The sequence below is a fragment of the Yoonia sp. 72 genome, assembly GCF_034652275.1.
Classification (GTDB): domain Bacteria; phylum Pseudomonadota; class Alphaproteobacteria; order Rhodobacterales; family Rhodobacteraceae; genus Yoonia.
In genome coordinates this window covers 809,168-825,743 of the sequence record NZ_JAXIWG010000001.1, presented here as the reverse complement: position 1 = coordinate 825,743, position 16,576 = coordinate 809,168, and the positions used below count along the sequence as shown (strand labels likewise).

Here is a 16,576-nt window from a genome sequence, read left to right as displayed (position 1 = left end):
TTACCGTCCTGTAAGCAGTGAATTGGGGTTGCGCTGGATTGCGCGGGCCAAGGCCGACACGGCATTCGCCGCCGCCTGAATTTCGCGCAAGGTTGCCAGCGTTTCGGCGTTGAAGCGCGATCTTTCGCCAAAGCTGGCCACCACGGTTTCCGATTGCGCGACGAGCCGGCCGGCCTGTGCAGAGAGTTCCGGCAGGGTGCTGACCGCATCCTCGACCGCGCGTGCGGCGGCATTGGCCGAAGCCAGCAAGGTGTTCACGTTCCCGACCGCGCCGCCTTCGCGCAGGTCGGCCATCACGGCGCGCAATTCGTCCAGCGCGCCATTCAGGCTGCCCGGTAGGGCGCGGGTGTCCTCGGAGGCGACAAAGGCGTCGATGGCGTCAAGCGTGCTGGCGGCGGAGGTCACCAGCGCGTCCAGTTCCAGCTGGTTGGCGCGGATCGTCAGGGCCTCGATCTCGGCGGTGATCCGCGGCAGGTTGCGCGTCGCGACCTCGATATTGCCGATGGCGCTGGCAGCGACCGCAAGCACATTGTCCAGCGATGTGACCAGATCGGCGTCGTTGGCGCTGGCCACGATGGCGTCGATTTCGGCGATCACGCTGCGCAGTTCGGCGGGCACGGCTTGCAGGTCCTCGGAGCCGACAAGCCCGCGTGCCTCGTCCAGCAGCGCTATGACAGAGGATGGCACGGCGCGGGTGTCGTCACTGTCGACCAGCCGTTCGATGCTGTCCATCATGTCGATGGCCCCGTTCATCAATTCCTCGACAGGAAGCGCGTTGATCCGTGCGAGCACCCCTTCGGCAGTCGCGGCAACGTCCGAGATGTTGGACTCTGTCGTCGGGATCACCGGATAGCGCCCCGATGTGCGCGCCATGATCGCGGGCAGCGCATCTTCGATCTGGGCCAGTTCCACGAACAGCGAGCCCGACAGGATATTGCCTGTGACCATACGCGCCCGCAGGCCGCGCTGGACGAAATCCGACAGCAGCGTCATGGCCGCATCCGCCGTTGCATCCGCCCCGAGCCCAAGGCGCGATGGCTGGATGTCGAGAACGGCCTGAAGCCGCACCTCGGCCTCGTTGCCTTCGCCGACGACGATGGCGCTGATCTCGCTGACCTCACCGATGCGAATGCCTTGGAACCGCACATCGGCCCCGCGCACAAGCCCCGTGACCGCCTCTTCGAACAGGACCGCGACACGCAGGACTTCGGCGGAGGGGTCAACGAAAAGGCTGTCGCGGGCGACCTGTTCGGAGCTATAGATCGTGAACGACTGCCCATCGGTGATCGGATCGCCACCCGACACGATGGTGTCGAATTCCACCCCGCCTTCGATCAGCGAGGCCAGCGAATTGACGTTGAGCGCGACCCCGCCCGCGCCGAAACTGACGCTAAAGCCCGACACGTCCCAGAACCTTGTGCTGCTGGTGATCCGGCGGTCAAAGGGGGCTTCGATAAAGGCCTGCACGACCACGCCGCTGCCGTCGAAATTCAGCTGCGGTTCTTCCAGATAACCCACCTCTAGACCCTTGTGCAGCACGGGTGCCCCTGCGGCGATGGAGCCTGCGTTGTCGCTTTGCAAAAGGATCGTGGTGCCGCGCTGGTTGGCGCGTGTCAGCACGGGCCGGTTGAGGCCGGTGAAATTGGTCTGCGCCACATCGGCGGTCGTGTTCCAGTTGCCTTCGATATAGACACCCGACAGCACGGTATCGAGCCCGCTGATCCCGCGCACGGATACGTCGGGCCGCACGACCCAGAACTGTGCATCCGCATCAAGATAGGGCGCGATGTCCTGATCGACGCGCGCATGCACAAGGATCGTGCTCAGGCCTTCGTCGAATTCCACAGCCTCGACCAGACCCACGCGGATATCGCGATAGCGGATTTCGGTGGCACCCGCCTGCACGCCAGCGGCATTGTCAAACGCGATGGTGATCCGCACGCCGCGGTCACTGTAGCTTTGCCATGCCGCCCCAAGCGATACTGCCAGCGCGATGATAGGAACGATCCAGACCAGCGCCAGCCGCTGCATGACCGGCGTTTTTGCGGGACGAATGTTCATCGGCGCAGGGCCGCTCGGGGGTGTGTCAGTCATGGATTGTCCTGTCCGCGTCCCAGATCAGCCGCGGGTCAAAGGATTGCGCGGCCAGCATGGTGAATATGACCGATAGCGCAAAGCTGACAGCGGCGATACCGGGGTTGATCGTGGCGATGGTCGCAAGCTGGACCAAGGCCGAAAGGATGGCCACGACGAACACGTCGATCATCGACCAGCGGCCGATGAATTCGACCACGTCATAGGCGCGGTGCCGTCCGTGCTGGTTGCGGTATGACCCGCGTTGCACGGAAATCGCCAGATACATGATCGCCACGAACTTGCCCACGGGGATCACGACCGATGCGACAAAGACCACCAGCGCGATGCCGATTGCGCCATAGTCCACCAATTCGATCACGCCGCCGATGATCGTGCTTTCGCTGCGGTCCGTCAGGGTCGAGGTCAGCAGCATCGGATAGGTATTGGCGGGAATATAGGCGATGATCCCCGCGATCAGCCAGGCCCAGACCTTTTGCAGGCTCTGGGCGTCGCGGCTTTGCAAGGGGCTGTCGCAGCGTTTGCAGCGCGCCGTGTCGATCTGATGGACCTGTCCGCAGTTCCGGCAGGCCACAAGACCCGCCGTGCGTGCCGACATCAGGCCCGTGCTTTGTCCAGTGCTTCCCAAATCGAATACCTGCAAATCAGTTGATCCTTGAGGATCGTGATGACAACAACTCCTGCAAAGGCCCAGAAGGCCGGGCCGATCGTGACGGCGGCCATGCCCGCGACCTTGATCAGCGCCACGGTCACGCCGACGATAAAGATCTCGGCCATGCTCCACGGGCGCAGCTTTTCAGCAAGGCCAAAGGCCACCCGCGCACCCGGACGGGGCTTGCGGCCTGTCACCAGCGGCCCCAGCGCATAGATCAGCGCGCTGAGCCGCATCAATGGCAGCACCACGATGAAAAAAGCCACCGCGATGGCCAGCGGAAAGGCCAGCCCGTTGCGAAACGCAAGGACCGCGTCGATGACCGAAGTCGCGTTGCGCACGCCGCCCGCATCAAGTGCCAGAAACGGAAAGCTGACGGCGGCGATCATCAGCACAAAGGCCGTCAGCGCCAGCGAGATGATCCGCGCGACAGCAGTCTTTTGCGCCGACATCAGGACATGCCCGCAACGCTGGCAGCAGGCCCGTGTCCCCTCGGGCAGATCAGCCGCCAGATGCAGCGTGTCACACTGCGGACAGGCGACAAGATCGTCCAGGTGGGGCAAATCAACTCTCAACTCGGTCTCCGACGACTGCGGGGCATTGCCTTCGCCCGGCGAACCGGGTGATCGTACCACGTCGGGTGCGGTTATCCGCAACCCGCCGCGAAATCAATTCACCAGTCTGAGAGCAGCATGACCAACACCCTGTTTCCATCCCGCCCCGCACCTTTGGTTCCTGTCACCGGTGCGGCGGGCTTCCCCGTGGGGCGCATCTTTTGCGTCGGGCGCAACTACGCGGCCCATGCCGCCGAAATGGGCCACGAGGTCGACCGCGAAGCGCCGTTCTATTTCACCAAATCCGCCCATGCCGTGCTGCTTTCGGGCCATGACATGCCCTATCCGCCGCGCACGAACGACCTGCATCACGAGATGGAACTGGTCGTGGCCATCGGGGCAGAAGCCCGCGACATCGCCATTGGTGATGCGCTGGACATCGTGGTGGGCTATGCCTGCGGGCTCGACATGACCCGCCGAGACCTTCAGGCGCAGGCCAAGGACAAGCGCCGCCCGTGGGACACCGGCAAGGATTTCGACCATTCCGCGATCATCGCGCCGATCACCCCTGCGGTGGATGCTCCCGACCTTGCCAGCCTGCCGATCACGCTGGCGGTCAACGGGGAGATCCGGCAAAGCGCACTTTTGTCCGACATGGTCTGGTCGGTGCCGGAAATCATCGCGGATCTGTCCACGCTTTACACGCTGCTGCCCGGCGATCTGATCATGACCGGGACGCCTGCGGGCGTCGGCGCCGTGGTGCGCGGCGATCAGATGGAAGGGCGGATCGGTGATCTGGCCCCCGTTGTCGCGCGTGTGGTGTGACGTCAATACGCTTGCACAGCGACGAAGCTTGACGCAAAGCTGCGGTGAATTTTCCCAAGGGAGGCTTTCATGACCATCACCCGCCGTCTTTTCGCTGGCCTTGTCGCTGCCGCCATCGGCTCTGCCGCCAGCGCGCAAGAGGTCACTTTGCGCCTGCACCAGTTCCTGCCTGCGCAGGCCAATGTGCCCGCCAATATCCTTGATGTCTGGGCCGACAGGGTCGAGGCTGACAGCAACGGGCGCATCCGGATCGACCGTTTTCCGTCCATGCAACTGGGCGGCACGCCGCCGCAACTGATCGATCAGGTGATCGATGGTGTCGCCGATATCGTCTGGACGCTACCGGGCTATACGCCGGGTCGTTTCCCGCAGCTTGAAGTGTTTGAACTGCCCTTCATCTCGCCAGATGCCGAGGCGACATCCCGCGCCTTCTGGGAACTGGCCGAGGAACGGATGATGGACAGCGATTTTGCCGCTTTCAAACCCCTGGGCCTCTGGGTGCATGGCCCCGGCGTCATCCACGCCAGCCGTCCGGTGACACAGATTGCCGACCTTGAAGGGCTCAAACTGCGCGGCCCCACCCGCGTGATCACCAACCTCTTGACCGATCTGGGCGCCACCGCCGTGGGCATGCCCGTGCCTGCCGTGCCCGAGGCTTTGTCGCGCGGTGTGATCGACGGGGCCGTAATCCCGTGGGAAGTCGCCCCTTCGATCCGCGTGCAGGAACTGGTCACCAACCACACCGAATTCGAGGGTGAGGCGCTTTATGCCGCGACCTTCATTCTGGCGATGAATACCAAAAGTTACAACGCCTTGCCGGATGATTTGAAGGCTGTGATCGACGCCAATTCCGGCCTTGAATTCTCCGCCTTCGCCGGACGCACCCAGCAGGCGGGTGACGCCGATGCCCGCGCGCTTGCCGAACAGGCTGGCAACACCATCATCACCCTGACGCCTGACCAGGTTGCTCCCTGGCGCGATGCCGCCGCTGCCACGACTGCCGCATGGATCGCCGAGGCTGACGCCGCAGGCATCGACGGCACGGGGCTGTATGCTGCGGCCACGGCCTTGATTGCCAAGCACGCAGGCACCGACTAGACAGCGCGGGCGCACCAACCCCGAGGAAGCTCGTGTTCCATCTGCTGATCACCCGCCTTGCCCAAGGCACGGCACTTCTGGGCGGGCTTGTCCTGATCGCGCTGGTCTGTCTGGTCTGCGCCAGCATCTTCGGGCGCGAGATCGGCGCGCTGGCTGTGGCGGCGGGTTTTGGTGATCTGGTGCGCGGAGTGGGACTTGGTCCTGTCAAAGGTGACTACGAACTGGTCGAGGTGGGCATGGCGTTTGCCGTGTTCAGCTTTCTGCCGCTGACACAATTGAACGGGGCCCACGCGCGGGTCGATATCTTTACCGCGGGGCTGGGGCCGCGGGCCAATGCAGCGCTGTCCGCGTTCTGGTCTGTGGTGATGGCGCTGGTGATCCTGCTGATCACATGGCGGCTGTTCGCAGGGTTGCAAGACAAGCTGCGCTATGGCGAAACCACCTTTCTGTTGCAGTTTCCGGTCTGGTGGGGCTATGCGGCCTGCCTTGCCGCGGCCTGCATCGCCTGCATCGTCAGCCTCTACTGCGCGGCCCTGAACCTCACCGGAAAGCGCGGGGAATGAGCGATCTCGCACTCGGTTTTCTGTCGTTCCCCGTCCTGCTGGGGCTGATCTTCCTGCGCGCGCCGATCGGCCTTGCCATGTTGCTTTGCGGGATCGGCGGGCTGTGGCTGGCCACTGACGGGACAACCGTGTTCATGGCACGGCTGAAGTCCGAGACCTATTCCACCTTTTCCAGCTATAGCCTGTCGATCATCCCGCTGTTCTTGCTAATGGGACAGTTCGCCACACATTCGGGCATGTCGCAGGCATTGTTCCGCGCAGCAGGGGCCTTTCTGGGCCACCGCAAAGGCGGTATGGCCATGGCGGCTGTTGGTGCCTGCGCGGGGTTCGGCGCGATCTGTGGATCGTCGCTCGCGACAGCCGCAACGATGGGCAAGGTGGCGCTGCCCGAATTGCGCCGGTCGGGCTATGCAGGCGGGTTCGCCACGGCGACGCTGGCAGCGGGCGGCACGCTCGGCATCCTGATCCCGCCATCGGTGATCCTTGTGATCTATGCGATCCTGACCGAACAGAACATCGCCAAGCTTTTCGCCGCCGCCATCATCCCAGGTGTGCTGGCCGCACTCGGCTACATGCTGACCATCGCGATCTATGTGCGGCTTTACCCCGATCAGGCAGGCACACAGGAAAGGTTGCCCATGGCAGAACGCCTGCACGCCTTGCTTCCGGTCTGGCCTGTCCTTGTGGTTTTCGGGCTTGTGGTCGGCGGTATCTACAACGGCTGGTTCACCCCCACCGAAGGGGCCGCCGTGGGCGCGGCAGGCACAGGGTTGATCGCGCTGGCCGCTGGCAAGCTCGGCTGGGGCGCGTTGCGCGACAGCGCGATGCAGACCGCAACAGGCACTGGCATGATCTTTTTCATCGTGCTGGGGGCGGCCTTTTACAACGGGTTTCTCGCGCTGACGCAGGTGCCGCAGGAACTTTCGGCCTGGGTCGCGGGGCAGGGGTTCAGCCCGATGACGATCATGGTGATGATCCTCATCTTCTACCTGATCCTGGGCTGCCTGATGGACAGCCTGTCGATGATCCTGCTGACGGTGCCGATCTTCTGGCCGGTGATCTCGGCGCTCGATTTCGGCATGACGCCGGACGAGCTTGCGATCTGGTTTGGCATCCTTGTGCTGATCGTGGTCGAGGTCGGGCTGATCACGCCGCCCGTGGGGATGAATCTCTTCATCATCAACAGCATGGACCGGACCACAAAAATCACTGCGACCTACAAGGCTGTGGTGTTCTTCGTCGCCTCCGACATCATCCGCGTGGTGATCCTGCTGATGTTCCCAATCATCACGCTGATCCTGATCTGATCATCGTTCGAGCCCAAATATCCCCGCCGGAGGCATAAAAGTTTTTACGTCTTCACATCCGGCGCTGTGCGTCCCGTCCGCTCCGCAATCCCGGCCACTGCATCGACCGCCGCCGCCAGCGGGGCCAGCACGTCACCTGCTTCCTGATGCAGGTCCCCGTCCGTCACCAGTTGTTCAAGATAAACACGCAAGGTCGCCCCGCTGGTGCCCGTGCCCGACAGGCGCAGAACGGCCCGCGCGCCGCCTTTGAAAAACAGCCGCACGCCTTGGCCTGCACTGACGCTGCCATCGACAGGATCGGTATAGGCGAAATCATCCGCCTGCATCACGGTCAGCCCAGCAAAGCTTTGCCCCGGCAAGCTGTCCAATCGCCCGCGCAGATCGTTGATCAGCGAGGCGGCGACACCACTGTCCACAGCCTCGTAATCGTGCCGCGAATAGTAATTGCGCCCATAGGTCCGCCAATGCGCGGCCATCAGCTCGGCCACAGATTGTCCTGACACCGCGATGATGTTCAGCCACATCAGCACCGCCCAAAGCCCGTCTTTTTCGCGGATATGGTCCGATCCGGTGCCCGCACTTTCCTCGCCACAAAGCGTGATTTTGCCCGCATCCAGCAGGTTGCCGAAGAATTTCCAGCCTGTTGGCGTCTCGTAACAGGCGATGCCCTTGGCCGCCGCCACGCGGTCCACCGCGCCCGAGGTCGGCATCGACCGCGCCACACCCGCCAAGCCGCGGGCATAGCCTTTCGCTAGATGCGCGCGGTCCGCGATCAGCGCCAGACTGTCAGAGGGCGTCACATAGCAGCCGCGCCCGACAATCATGTTGCGGTCCCCGTCGCCATCGCTGGCCGCGCCGAAATCGGGCGCGTCGGGGCCCATCATCAAACCCATCAGGTCCGCCGCCCAGACGGGGTTGGGGTCAGGGTGGCCGCCGCCGAAATCGGGCAGGGGGGTTGCGTTCATCACGCTGTCGGGGCTGGCGCCACAGCGGTCCACCAGCAGCGCGCGCGCATAGGGGCCGGTCACGGCATGCATCGCGTCGAACCGCAGGGTGAACCCGCCCGCGATCAGCGCCGCGATAGCGTCAAGGTCGAACAATTCCTCCATCAATGCCAAATAATCATCCACGGGGTCGATCACGCGGACTTGCATCGCACCGATCGTCTCCTCGCCCAAGGCGTCCAGCGTGATATCCGCGCTGTCGGCCATGCGGATGCGGGTGATCTTTTCGCTGGCCGCGACGATGGCTGCGGTCATGGTTTCGGTCGCAGGCCCGCCATTGGCCATGTTGTATTTCAGGCCGAAATCTTCGTCGATGCCGCCCGGATTATGGCTCGCGGACAGGATGAACCCGCCATCCGCGCCGGTCTTGCGGATCAGATGCGAGGCGGCGGGCGTGGACAAGAGCCCGCCTTGCCCCACGATCACGCGGGCCGCGCCATTGCCCGCCAGAATGCGCAGAATGATCTGGATCGCGTCCGCGTTGAAATATCGCCCGTCGCCCCCCAGCACATAGGTCTTACCCTGCGCCCCGCCAGTGCCGTCGACGATCGCCTGCACGTAGTTTTCCAGAAAGAGCGGCGCCATGTACTCGCGCGTCTTGCGGCGCAGGCCGGACGTACCGGCCTTTTGCCCTGCGATCGGTGCGGTGGGGATGTCGCGGATTTGCATCGGATACCTCGTGCTGATCGGTCAGGCGCGCGCAGGCTGGCCGTCGAATGTGAAATCGCAGACCAGCGCCTTGGCGACAACGCGCTGCGCGTTGGGAATGTCATTGCCTTCGGCGCGGCGTGTGGCGACCGCGCGCGACAGGTTCTGGCTCAGCCAGCGCTGGATCAGGCGGGCGCGCAGTTCCGGCATCGGCACGTCAAGTCTGACGGACACATCCCAAAGACCCGCAAGCTCCGACCACGGCGCCTCGTCGAACATCAGGTAATTGCCTTCGGCGATGACGAACCGCGCATCGGCGGGGATCGCGACCGCGCCTGCAATGGACAGATCGCGTGTGCGGTCGAAAGTCGGGGCGAACACCTCTTCGCCCGCCTTGATCGCGCGGATCAGCCGGATGAAACCGCCTGCATCAAAGGTTTCGGGTGCGCCTTTGCGCGGCAGAAGGCTGCGCGCCTCCAGCACGGCGTTGTCCAGATGAAAGCCGTCCATCGGCACCACGACGCTGCGCCGCCCGCGCGCATTGAGCCTGCGCGCAAGCTCGCCCGCAAAGGTCGATTTCCCCGATCCCGGCGCGCCGGCGATGGCCACGATCCTGCGCGGCGCATCGCTTTCCAGCAAGTGATCGGCCAGCGCAAAGACGTGGTGCGTGATCATGGTCAAGACGGGGCCTGTCGTTTCTTCGTTCATTTTTCAGCAGCCTAGCGCGGTTGTCGTCGTGGCGCGACATGTTTCTTCCAACGCCGCCACGCAGGGTTTGATCCAGATCAAAGAAACATTCCAAAAATGAAATGTATTAGGGTGAGGCACAATGTAATATTGGGAGACGCCATCATGACACCTACACACACACGCCCGGCGGACAGCTATTCGCCGCTCTATTTTCTGGCCTCGCTGGGGGCAGGCGGGCTATCCGTCACTTTCTTCATGTATCTGATGTTCTGGGTACCCTTCACCGGACGGCCCGTGCCCGTGTTCGAGGATCTGGCGGCGGTCTTTGCCTCCGGCCCGTTGGCCCTGAAGGTAGCCGTCGCCGTCGCGATGGCGGGGATCGCGGTGATGGCGTTTTTCAACATCAAGCTTTTGGTCTGGAACTTTGGCGCCCTGGCGCGTTTCCGCAAGACACCCGCCTATACTGCGCTCAAATCCTCGAACGCCGAGACCAGTTTGCTGGCTGCCCCCTTGGCTACGGCTATGACAATCAACGGCTTGTTCATCGTCGGGCTGGTCTTTGTGCCGGGCCTGTGGAGCGTGGTGGAATACCTCTTTCCCTTCGCGATGCTGGCCTTTCTTGCGGTGGGTGTCTGGGCGCTGCGCCTGATCGGCGATTTTCTGGGGCGGGTTTTGTCCAAGCCTGAAGGGTTTGACATCAAGGCGCATAACTCCTTTGCGCAGATGCTGCCTGCCTTTGCGCTGGCGATGGTGGCCGTCGGCCTTGCCGCCCCAGCCGCGATGAGCGGGAATGCCGCTGTTGTGGGCATCGCGCTGATGCTGTCGACGTTCTTTGGCGTGGCTTCGGTCGTCTATGCCGTCTTTGCCGCGATCACCGGCATGTCCGCGATGCTGCAACATGGCACCGCACGGGAAGCCGCGCCCACCCTGATGGTTGTCGTGCCTTTGCTCACCATTCTGGGTATCCTGTCGATGCGTCAGTCCCACGGTCTGCACATGGGCTTTGACACCGCCACCCATGCCGCCGAGACGATGATGTTCATGGCGCGTATTCTGGCGGTGCAAGTGCTGTTCGTGCTGCTGGGGCTCTTGGTGCTGCGCAAGCAGGGCTATTTCAACGACTTCGTTCTGGGCAGTAAAACCTCGCCCGGGTCCTATGCGCTGGTCTGTCCGGGCGTGGCCCTGTCGGTCATGGTCCAGTTCTTCGTGAACAAAGGGCTCGTGGCCGCCGGTCTGATGGCGCAGTTCGGCGTCGCCTATTGGAGCCTGACGGCCGTAGCCATCGCCGCGCAAATCGTGATGATCGCGCTGGTGATCCGCCTGCACCGGCAGCATTTCGGCCAACCGGCCGCATCCGGCACGCTGGTGCCTGCGGAATGACCCTTCAGTCCCCGGCCCGGTGACACTGGGCCGGGGACTTGATTCGCGTGCGGCCACCAATCTGGTCGTCCTTGATCCAGATCAAAGTCCGCATCGGTAGACTGCAGCATACATTGAAATATCGTTATGTGGAAATGTGTTTGGGAGCATGACCCCAGCCATTCCAAGGGAGGGACCCAGTTGGAAAACGAACAGCAATTCACCGCGTCACGCCGCGCCTTTATGGGGCTTTTTGCCGGTGGTCTGGCGACAGCCGCCGCCGTGCAGCCGGCCCGCGCCGCCATGGTGCAAACACAAGCGCGCATCGTCGTCATCGGGGCAGGGGCTGCGGGGACCGCGCTGGTCAACCGGTTGGTTGAACGGCTGGACGGTGCGCAGATCACCATCCTCGACCCAAGGGTTGAACATTGGTACCAGCCCGGCCTGTCGCTGGTTGCCGCAGGGCTGAAGCCTGCCTCCTACACCCAGTCGATGACGACCGACTGGCTGCCGCGCGGTGTGACCCTTGTCTCTGCTGCCGCTGCTGCCATCGACCCGATCACCAAGACGGTGGATACCACCACGGGTGAAACGCTGGCCTATGATTTCCTGATCGTGGCCCCCGGTCTGGTGCTGGATCACGACGCAATCGAAGGTTTCTCGCTGGATATGGTCGGCGAAAACGGGATCGGCGCGCTTTACGCGGGGCCGGAATATGCCGCCAAGACGTGGCAAGCCGTGGCACGCTTTGCCGAAGAAGGCGGGATCGGTCTGGGCACACGTCCTGCCACCGAAATGAAATGCGCGGGCGCTCCCTTAAAACACGCGTTTCTGATCGAGGATATCGCCACCCGCACCGCAGGCCCCGGCAAGCATGAAATGCATTACGCCTCGAACGGGCCGGCCTTGTTCGGGGTGCCAATCGTGTCGGAAAAGGTGCGCATGCTATTCGGCGAACGCGGGATCGCGACGCATTACAACCATGTGCTGCGCGCGATTGATCCGGGCCGCAAGCTGGCCACCTTTACCACGCCCGATGGCGACGCCGAGCTGCCCTATGACTACCTGCACGTCATCCCGCCGCAGCGCGCGCCCGAGGTGATCCGGCAGTCGGGGCTCAGCTGGGCCGACAAATGGACCGATCAGGGCTGGGTCGAATGCGACATGCAGACCCTGCGCCACCTGCGCTATCCCGAGATTTTCGCGCTGGGCGATGTTGCGGGTGTGCCCAAGGGCAAGACGGCGGCATCGGTCAAATGGCAGGTGCCGGTGGTCGAGGATCATCTGGTCGCGGCTATTCAGGGGCAAGAAGGCACCGCCGCTTATGACGGCTATACCTCCTGCCCGCTGATTACCCGCGTCGGCCGCGCCATGCTGGTCGAGTTCGATTACAACAACAATCTGGTGCCGTCCTTCCCCGGCCTGATCGCCCCTCTCGAGGAATTGTGGATCAGCTGGCTGATGAAGGAAGTCGCCTTGAAAGCCACCTACAACGCCATGTTGCGTGGCCGCGCCTAAGGGAGAGAACAAATGGAAGAACTGACATTCGGCACCATGATCGCCGTTTTCGAGGAAATGTTCGGGCGCGGCCTGTTCTGGACGCTGGTTGTGGCCGCTGTGGTCGTGACGGTGGCCTACATCTATGTGCTGGTCCGTGACCGGTCGCTGTCGATGCGCAAATATCTGGTGGCGCAGATTGCCATGCCATTTGGCGCGGTTGCGGCTGTCCTCTTCGTGCTGGCGATTACCAATTCGCACCTGCGCGATCTGGGCGGGCCTGTGGACCTGATCGTCTTTCTCGGCATCGCTGTGATGGGTGCAGTAGGGGCGGCGATCCTTGTCTATACGGTCCAGTCGCTGGTGCGGCGCAAGACGGTGGGCTAGCCCTTGGTCAAGAGACCCTGCATGGCAGGGTCTCTTGCGCCGGTCAGTCGGCGGCAGTTGCCTCGATCTCGATCATCAGCGTCGGGATCGCAAGGCGCGTGACACCCAGCAGGGTCATCGGTGGTGCGTTTCCGGTCGGTCCAAAGCGCGCGCCCAACAGGTCGAAGTTCTGCAAGGCGCTATCAACGTCAGTCGCGTAAATGGTCAGGCGAATGACATTGCCCAGACCCATGCCCGCCTTGGCCAGCACGCTTTCCAGATTGTCGAGCACCAGCCCGATCTGCCCCCGCATGTCGCCTGCATGCTGCGGCGCACCTGTCGCATCCACGGCGGTCTGGCCTGCACAGACAAGGTGGCGGGATATCCCGGTGACGATTTCGGCCTGATTGTAGCCAAGTGCTATCGACCAGTCCCACGGGTTTACAGCGATGCGTTGCATTGTCGGTCTCTCCTTTTGTTGACGTTTGCATCACCTGTCTGGGATCAAATGGTGCCATTATTTGTCACCAATCATGCTATGATCGCGCCATGACCGTCGTTCTTCGCCATGATGCCATCGTGCGCAGCCTGCGCCGCAACGGGATGCTGACTGTCGGCGCGCTTGCCAGCATGGTCGGCGCGTCGCGGCGCACGATCCTGCGCGACCTTGCTGCCTTGCGCGCGCAGGGATTCATCATTCACGCCGAGGCCGGGCCGGGGGGCGGCGTACAGCTTGACCCCAGTTCCGTACAGACCAGCCCGCGTCTGTCCGTGCCCGAAGTGTTCGCCCTGCTCATCAGCGTCGCGGCCATGCGCGCGGGCGGCAACCTGCCTTTTGCAGCCCTTGCCGATGCGGGTCTTGCCAAGATCGAAAAGGCCCTGCCGCCTGAAAAGGTGCGCGACCTGCGCCGCTTTCTGGATTGCCTGCATGTCGGGAAACTGTCGCCGGAACAGGACCTGTCGGATCTGCGGCCGATGGACCCCGCGGTGCTGCCTGCTTTCGAAACGGCCTTTTTGCAGCGCTCACCGCTCCGGTTCCAGTATCGCGACGCGCGGGGGGCGCAGACCGCGCGCGAGGTCGAACCGCAGGCGGTGCTGATCCTGCCGCCACTGTGGTATCTGGTGGCATGGGACCCGACGCGCGACGGGTTCCGCCATTTCAGGATGGACCGGATCAGCCAGCCCGAAACCGTCGCAGGGCGCACATTCCGCAAGCGTCACGTGCCATTCGCGGATGATGTTTGCCCCTATCGTGACCTGCCGAAATAAAATCTTTATAAAACTAATTTTGTAGTTATATTGACCACATGACAGATACGAATCCTCATGCCCGCGCTCTTGCCGCCCTTGGCCATGATGCTCGCCTTGCGATCTTTCGCCTGTTGGTGAAGGCAGGGCCGGACGGGTTGCGCGTGGGCGAGATCGGCGATCATCTGGGGCTGGCGGCCTCGACCCTCGCACATCATCTGTCAACGCTGACCACTGCGGGGCTGGTGGTGCAGGACAAGCAAGGCCGCGAGGTGTTCAACCGCGTGGATTTCGCCGCGATGAACCGGTTGGTCGGGTTTCTGACATCGGAATGCTGTTCCGGCGTGGCGGTGCAGGTCACTCGCGATGTCGCGTGATTTTTTCGGATAAAAACAACTATAATGCTAGAGGTGTAGATATGACTGACGCGACCCTGCCGCCCTCCGCACCGCGTGCCGCGCTGGCGCATCTGTGGCGCGACCAGCGTGTCTGGCTCGCATCTGCGCTGATCCTGCTGGTGCTGGCGGTGGTTGACCCCGCACAGGCGCGAACCTCGGCCCTGTTCGCGGGCAGCGCGCTGCTCAACACAGCGCCGTTCCTGATCCTGTCGATCGGAATCGCGGCTTGGGCGGGGGCGACGGGGGCGGATAACCTGATCGCCAAGGCCTTCACTGGCGCGCCTTTGCTGATGATCGGGCTGGGGGCGCTGGCGGGGGGCCTGTCGCCATTCTGTTCCTGCGGAGTGATCCCGCTGATCGCAGCCTTGCTTGCAATGGGGGTGCCTTTGTCGGCGGTCATGGCGTTCTGGCTGGCCTCGCCGATCATGGACCCGTCGATGTTTGTGCTGACGGCAGGCGTGCTTGATCTGGAATTTGCTGTGGCCAAGACGCTGGCCGCCGTTGGCCTTGGCGTCTTTGGCGGGCTGGTGGTGCATCTGATGGCACGCGGCGGGGCCTTTGCCGATCCGTTGCGGGAGGGCATTGGCAATGGCGGCTGCGGCGGGGCGCGGGTGCGCGCGCCCAAGCCTGTGGTCTGGCGGTTCTGGCACGAGGCCGAGCGGCGCGCGAAATTCGCCAAAACCGCGCGCACGACAACGCTGTTTCTGGCGCAATGGCTGGTGCTCGCGTTCATCCTCGAAAGCCTGATGCTGGCTTGGATACCGGCAGAGACGGTGACAGCGGCGCTGGGCGGCGACGGGATCCTGCCGATCCTGACCGCCACGCTGGTCGGTGTGCCTGCCTATCTGAACGGCTATGCAGCACTTCCGCTGGTCGGCGGGCTGATGGGGCAGGGCATGGCACCGGGTGCTGGCATGGCGTTTCTGGTCGCAGGCGGTGTGACGTCGATCCCGGCGGCCATGGCGGTCTGGGCGCTGGCGAAACCGCAGGTCTTTGCGCTTTACATCGGGCTGTCCTTGACGGGGGCCTTTACGGCAGGGCTAGTGTTCCAGTTGTGGACCACCCTTTAGCAGGCAAGCAGACCGCACATGATCACCAGACTTGCCCCCGCGCGGCGCGGCCTGACTGTCGCGGCGCTTGGCACCGCGCAGACCGTCAGCTGGGCGTCGAGCTATTACATCCCCGCCGTGTTGGCCGTGCCGATGGCGGAGAGTTTCGGGCTGTCGCCGGTCTGGGTGTTCGGGGCCTTTTCGATGGCGCTGGTGGTGTCGGCCATCGTCGGGCCTTGGGCGGGCGCGCGGATCGACGGCAAAGGCGGGCGCGGCGTGCTGATGCTGTCCAACCTGATCTTTGCGCTGGGCCTTTGCCTGCTGGCAGCGGCGCCGGTGCCTGCAATGCTGTTTCTGGGCTGGGCGGTGATCGGTTTCGGCATGGGCATCGGGCTTTACGAGGCAGGCTTCGCCACGCTGGCAGGCATCTATGGCAAGGATGCGCGCGGCCCGATCACCGGCATCACGCTGATCGCAGGCTTTGCCAGCACGGTGGGTTGGCCGTTGTCCGGCATCATGCTGGCGACATGGGGCTGGCGTGAGGCCTGTCTGGGCTGGGCGCTGATCCATCTGCTGGTGGCATTGCCGCTGAACGCATGGCTGCCGCGCGGAAGCGAGGCTTTGCCCAAACCCGCGACGCCAGACCCTGTAGGCCCGCCGCCGTCACGCCGCGCGCTGTGGCTTCTGGCGTTTGTCTTTGCCGCGACATGGTTCAATTCGACAGCGATGGCCGCGCATCTGCCGGGGCTGTTGCAGGCCGCAGGCGCGACCACCGCCACAGCCATCGCCGCCGGTGCGCTGATCGGGCCTGCGCAGGTCGCCGCGCGCGTGCTGGAATTCAGCCTGCTGCGGCGGTTTCATCCGCTGGTTTCGACCCGGCTTGCGGCGGCGGCGCATCCGGTTGCGGCTGTCGCGCTGATCGGCGTGGGCGGGCCTGCGGCCTATGTCTTTGCGCTGGTCCATGGCGCGGGCAACGGGATTATGACCATCGCCAAAGGCACCTTGCCGCTGTCGCTGTTCGGGGCGGCAGGCTATGGCGCGCGCCTTGGCTGGCTGAACGCGCCCGCGCGGGTTACGCAGGCGGCCGCACCTCTAATCTTTGGCGCCGCACTAACAGGCTGGGGCGTCAATGCTGTCTGGCTGACGGCGGGGATCGGCATGGCCGCGCTGGTTGCACTCCTTATCCTGAAACGCACCTGAACTTGACTTGACCTTCCGCCGCCC

17 protein-coding genes are annotated in these 16,576 nt (G+C 63.6%); 11 read left to right on the top strand and 6 right to left on the bottom strand.

The genetic code is table 11. The annotated features are described in order from the left end of the window. The 3 genes from VCK47_RS04290 to VCK47_RS04280 are packed head-to-tail and all read right to left on the bottom strand — an operon-like array spanning position 1 to position 3,309. Positions 1-2,094 (bottom strand): intermembrane transport protein PqiB, encoded by a 2,094-nt coding sequence (locus VCK47_RS04290; protein ID WP_322889481.1) that lies wholly within the window; start codon positions 2,092-2,094, stop codon positions 1-3. Next, positions 2,087-2,692, bottom strand: coding sequence for a paraquat-inducible protein A (locus VCK47_RS04285; RefSeq protein WP_322889480.1), 606 nt, complete (start codon positions 2,690-2,692; stop codon positions 2,087-2,089). The genes VCK47_RS04290 and VCK47_RS04285 overlap by 8 nt, the downstream gene beginning before the upstream one ends. Then, positions 2,692-3,309 carry a paraquat-inducible protein A gene (locus VCK47_RS04280; protein ID WP_416236645.1) on the bottom strand — a complete coding sequence of 206 codons (618 nt, stop codon included), beginning with the start codon at positions 3,307-3,309 and terminating at the stop codon, positions 2,692-2,694. The genes VCK47_RS04285 and VCK47_RS04280 overlap by 1 nt, the downstream gene beginning before the upstream one ends. 129 nt (positions 3,310-3,438) lie before the next feature. Between VCK47_RS04280 and VCK47_RS04275 the strand changes: the two genes are divergently transcribed. From VCK47_RS04275 to VCK47_RS04260, 4 genes are all read left to right on the top strand, one after another. Continuing rightward, positions 3,439-4,125, top strand: a complete 687-nt coding sequence (locus VCK47_RS04275; RefSeq protein WP_322889479.1) for a fumarylacetoacetate hydrolase family protein — start codon at positions 3,439-3,441, stop codon at positions 4,123-4,125. Positions 4,126-4,194: 69 nt separating this feature from the next. Further along, positions 4,195-5,223: a TRAP transporter substrate-binding protein gene (locus tag VCK47_RS04270; RefSeq protein ID WP_322889478.1), complete on the top strand. Its 1,029-nt coding sequence runs from the start codon at positions 4,195-4,197 to the stop codon at positions 5,221-5,223. Between the two features lie 32 nt (positions 5,224-5,255). Continuing rightward, positions 5,256-5,786 carry a TRAP transporter small permease gene (locus VCK47_RS04265; RefSeq protein ID WP_322889477.1) on the top strand — a complete coding sequence of 177 codons (531 nt, stop codon included), beginning with the start codon at positions 5,256-5,258 and terminating at the stop codon, positions 5,784-5,786. After that, complete coding sequence (locus VCK47_RS04260) at positions 5,783-7,093, top strand: TRAP transporter large permease (protein ID WP_322889476.1); 1,311 nt, start codon at positions 5,783-5,785, stop codon at positions 7,091-7,093. The genes VCK47_RS04265 and VCK47_RS04260 overlap by 4 nt, the downstream gene beginning before the upstream one ends. Positions 7,094-7,137: 44 nt before the next feature. On the opposite strand, the gene VCK47_RS04255 is transcribed toward VCK47_RS04260, so the two are convergent. Both VCK47_RS04255 and VCK47_RS04250 read right to left on the bottom strand, forming a co-directional pair. Then, the gene (locus VCK47_RS04255; RefSeq protein WP_322889475.1) at positions 7,138-8,766 is read right to left on the bottom strand and encodes an alpha-D-glucose phosphate-specific phosphoglucomutase; all 1,629 of its coding nucleotides are present in this window, start codon (positions 8,764-8,766) and stop codon (positions 7,138-7,140) included. A 21-nt stretch (positions 8,767-8,787) separates the two neighbouring features. Then, complete coding sequence (locus tag VCK47_RS04250; RefSeq protein WP_322890021.1) at positions 8,788-9,420, bottom strand: sugar transporter; 633 nt, start codon at positions 9,418-9,420, stop codon at positions 8,788-8,790. 177 nt (positions 9,421-9,597) lie between these two features. Between VCK47_RS04250 and VCK47_RS04245 the strand changes: the two genes are divergently transcribed. The 3 genes from VCK47_RS04245 (at position 9,598) to VCK47_RS04235 (ending at position 12,678) form a co-directional block, all read left to right on the top strand. Further along, entirely contained in the window at positions 9,598-10,815 is a 1,218-nt protein-coding gene (locus VCK47_RS04245) for a TsoY family (seleno)protein (protein ID WP_322889474.1), read from the top strand. 180 nt (positions 10,816-10,995) lie between these two features. Further along, entirely contained in the window at positions 10,996-12,312 is a 1,317-nt protein-coding gene (locus VCK47_RS04240) for an FAD/NAD(P)-binding oxidoreductase (protein ID WP_322889473.1), read from the top strand. A 12-nt stretch (positions 12,313-12,324) separates the two neighbouring features. Then, positions 12,325-12,678: a DUF5368 domain-containing protein gene (locus tag VCK47_RS04235; RefSeq protein WP_322889472.1), complete on the top strand. Its 354-nt coding sequence runs from the start codon at positions 12,325-12,327 to the stop codon at positions 12,676-12,678. Between the two features lie 43 nt (positions 12,679-12,721). On the opposite strand, the gene VCK47_RS04230 is transcribed toward VCK47_RS04235, so the two are convergent. Further along, on the bottom strand, positions 12,722-13,117 hold the full coding sequence (locus VCK47_RS04230; RefSeq protein WP_322889471.1) for a RidA family protein: 396 nt from the start codon (positions 13,115-13,117) through the stop codon (positions 12,722-12,724). A gap of 89 nt (positions 13,118-13,206) precedes the next feature. Between VCK47_RS04230 and VCK47_RS04225 the strand changes: the two genes are divergently transcribed. From VCK47_RS04225 to VCK47_RS04210, 4 genes are read left to right on the top strand one after another with little or no spacing between them, the layout of a single operon-like run. Beyond that, positions 13,207-13,926: a helix-turn-helix transcriptional regulator gene (locus VCK47_RS04225; RefSeq protein WP_322889470.1), complete on the top strand. Its 720-nt coding sequence runs from the start codon at positions 13,207-13,209 to the stop codon at positions 13,924-13,926. A 38-nt stretch (positions 13,927-13,964) separates the two neighbouring features. Continuing rightward, a complete protein-coding gene (locus tag VCK47_RS04220) occupies positions 13,965-14,282 on the top strand; it encodes a metalloregulator ArsR/SmtB family transcription factor (protein ID WP_322889469.1) in 318 nt (105 codons plus the stop codon). A gap of 41 nt (positions 14,283-14,323) precedes the next feature. Next, positions 14,324-15,373 (top strand): permease, encoded by a 1,050-nt coding sequence (locus VCK47_RS04215; RefSeq protein ID WP_322889468.1) that lies wholly within the window; start codon positions 14,324-14,326, stop codon positions 15,371-15,373. Positions 15,374-15,391: 18 nt separating this feature from the next. Next, positions 15,392-16,552: an MFS transporter gene (locus tag VCK47_RS04210; protein WP_322889467.1), complete on the top strand. Its 1,161-nt coding sequence runs from the start codon at positions 15,392-15,394 to the stop codon at positions 16,550-16,552. Positions 16,553-16,576 lie beyond the last annotated feature (24 nt).

What these genes read in the sequence shown, in the direction of transcription:
- VCK47_RS04290 (WP_322889481.1), bottom strand. Translation starts at nt 2,094, where the DNA reads ATGACTGACACACCCCCGAGCGGCCCTGCGCCGATGAACATTCGTCCC.
- VCK47_RS04285 (WP_322889480.1), bottom strand. Translation starts at nt 2,692, where the DNA reads ATGTCGGCACGCACGGCGGGTCTTGTGGCCTGCCGGAACTGCGGACAG.
- VCK47_RS04275 (WP_322889479.1), top strand. Translation starts at nt 3,439, where the DNA reads ATGACCAACACCCTGTTTCCATCCCGCCCCGCACCTTTGGTTCCTGTC.
- VCK47_RS04270 (WP_322889478.1), top strand. Translation starts at nt 4,195, where the DNA reads ATGACCATCACCCGCCGTCTTTTCGCTGGCCTTGTCGCTGCCGCCATC.
- VCK47_RS04260 (WP_322889476.1), top strand. Translation starts at nt 5,783, where the DNA reads ATGAGCGATCTCGCACTCGGTTTTCTGTCGTTCCCCGTCCTGCTGGGG.
- VCK47_RS04255 (WP_322889475.1), bottom strand. Translation starts at nt 8,766, where the DNA reads ATGCAAATCCGCGACATCCCCACCGCACCGATCGCAGGGCAAAAGGCC.
- VCK47_RS04250 (WP_322890021.1), bottom strand. Translation starts at nt 9,420, where the DNA reads ATGATCACGCACCACGTCTTTGCGCTGGCCGATCACTTGCTGGAAAGC.
- VCK47_RS04245 (WP_322889474.1), top strand. Translation starts at nt 9,598, where the DNA reads ATGACACCTACACACACACGCCCGGCGGACAGCTATTCGCCGCTCTAT.
- VCK47_RS04235 (WP_322889472.1), top strand. Translation starts at nt 12,325, where the DNA reads ATGGAAGAACTGACATTCGGCACCATGATCGCCGTTTTCGAGGAAATG.
- VCK47_RS04230 (WP_322889471.1), bottom strand. Translation starts at nt 13,117, where the DNA reads ATGCAACGCATCGCTGTAAACCCGTGGGACTGGTCGATAGCACTTGGC.
- VCK47_RS04225 (WP_322889470.1), top strand. Translation starts at nt 13,207, where the DNA reads ATGACCGTCGTTCTTCGCCATGATGCCATCGTGCGCAGCCTGCGCCGC.
- VCK47_RS04220 (WP_322889469.1), top strand. Translation starts at nt 13,965, where the DNA reads ATGACAGATACGAATCCTCATGCCCGCGCTCTTGCCGCCCTTGGCCAT.
- VCK47_RS04215 (WP_322889468.1), top strand. Translation starts at nt 14,324, where the DNA reads ATGACTGACGCGACCCTGCCGCCCTCCGCACCGCGTGCCGCGCTGGCG.
- VCK47_RS04210 (WP_322889467.1), top strand. Translation starts at nt 15,392, where the DNA reads ATGATCACCAGACTTGCCCCCGCGCGGCGCGGCCTGACTGTCGCGGCG.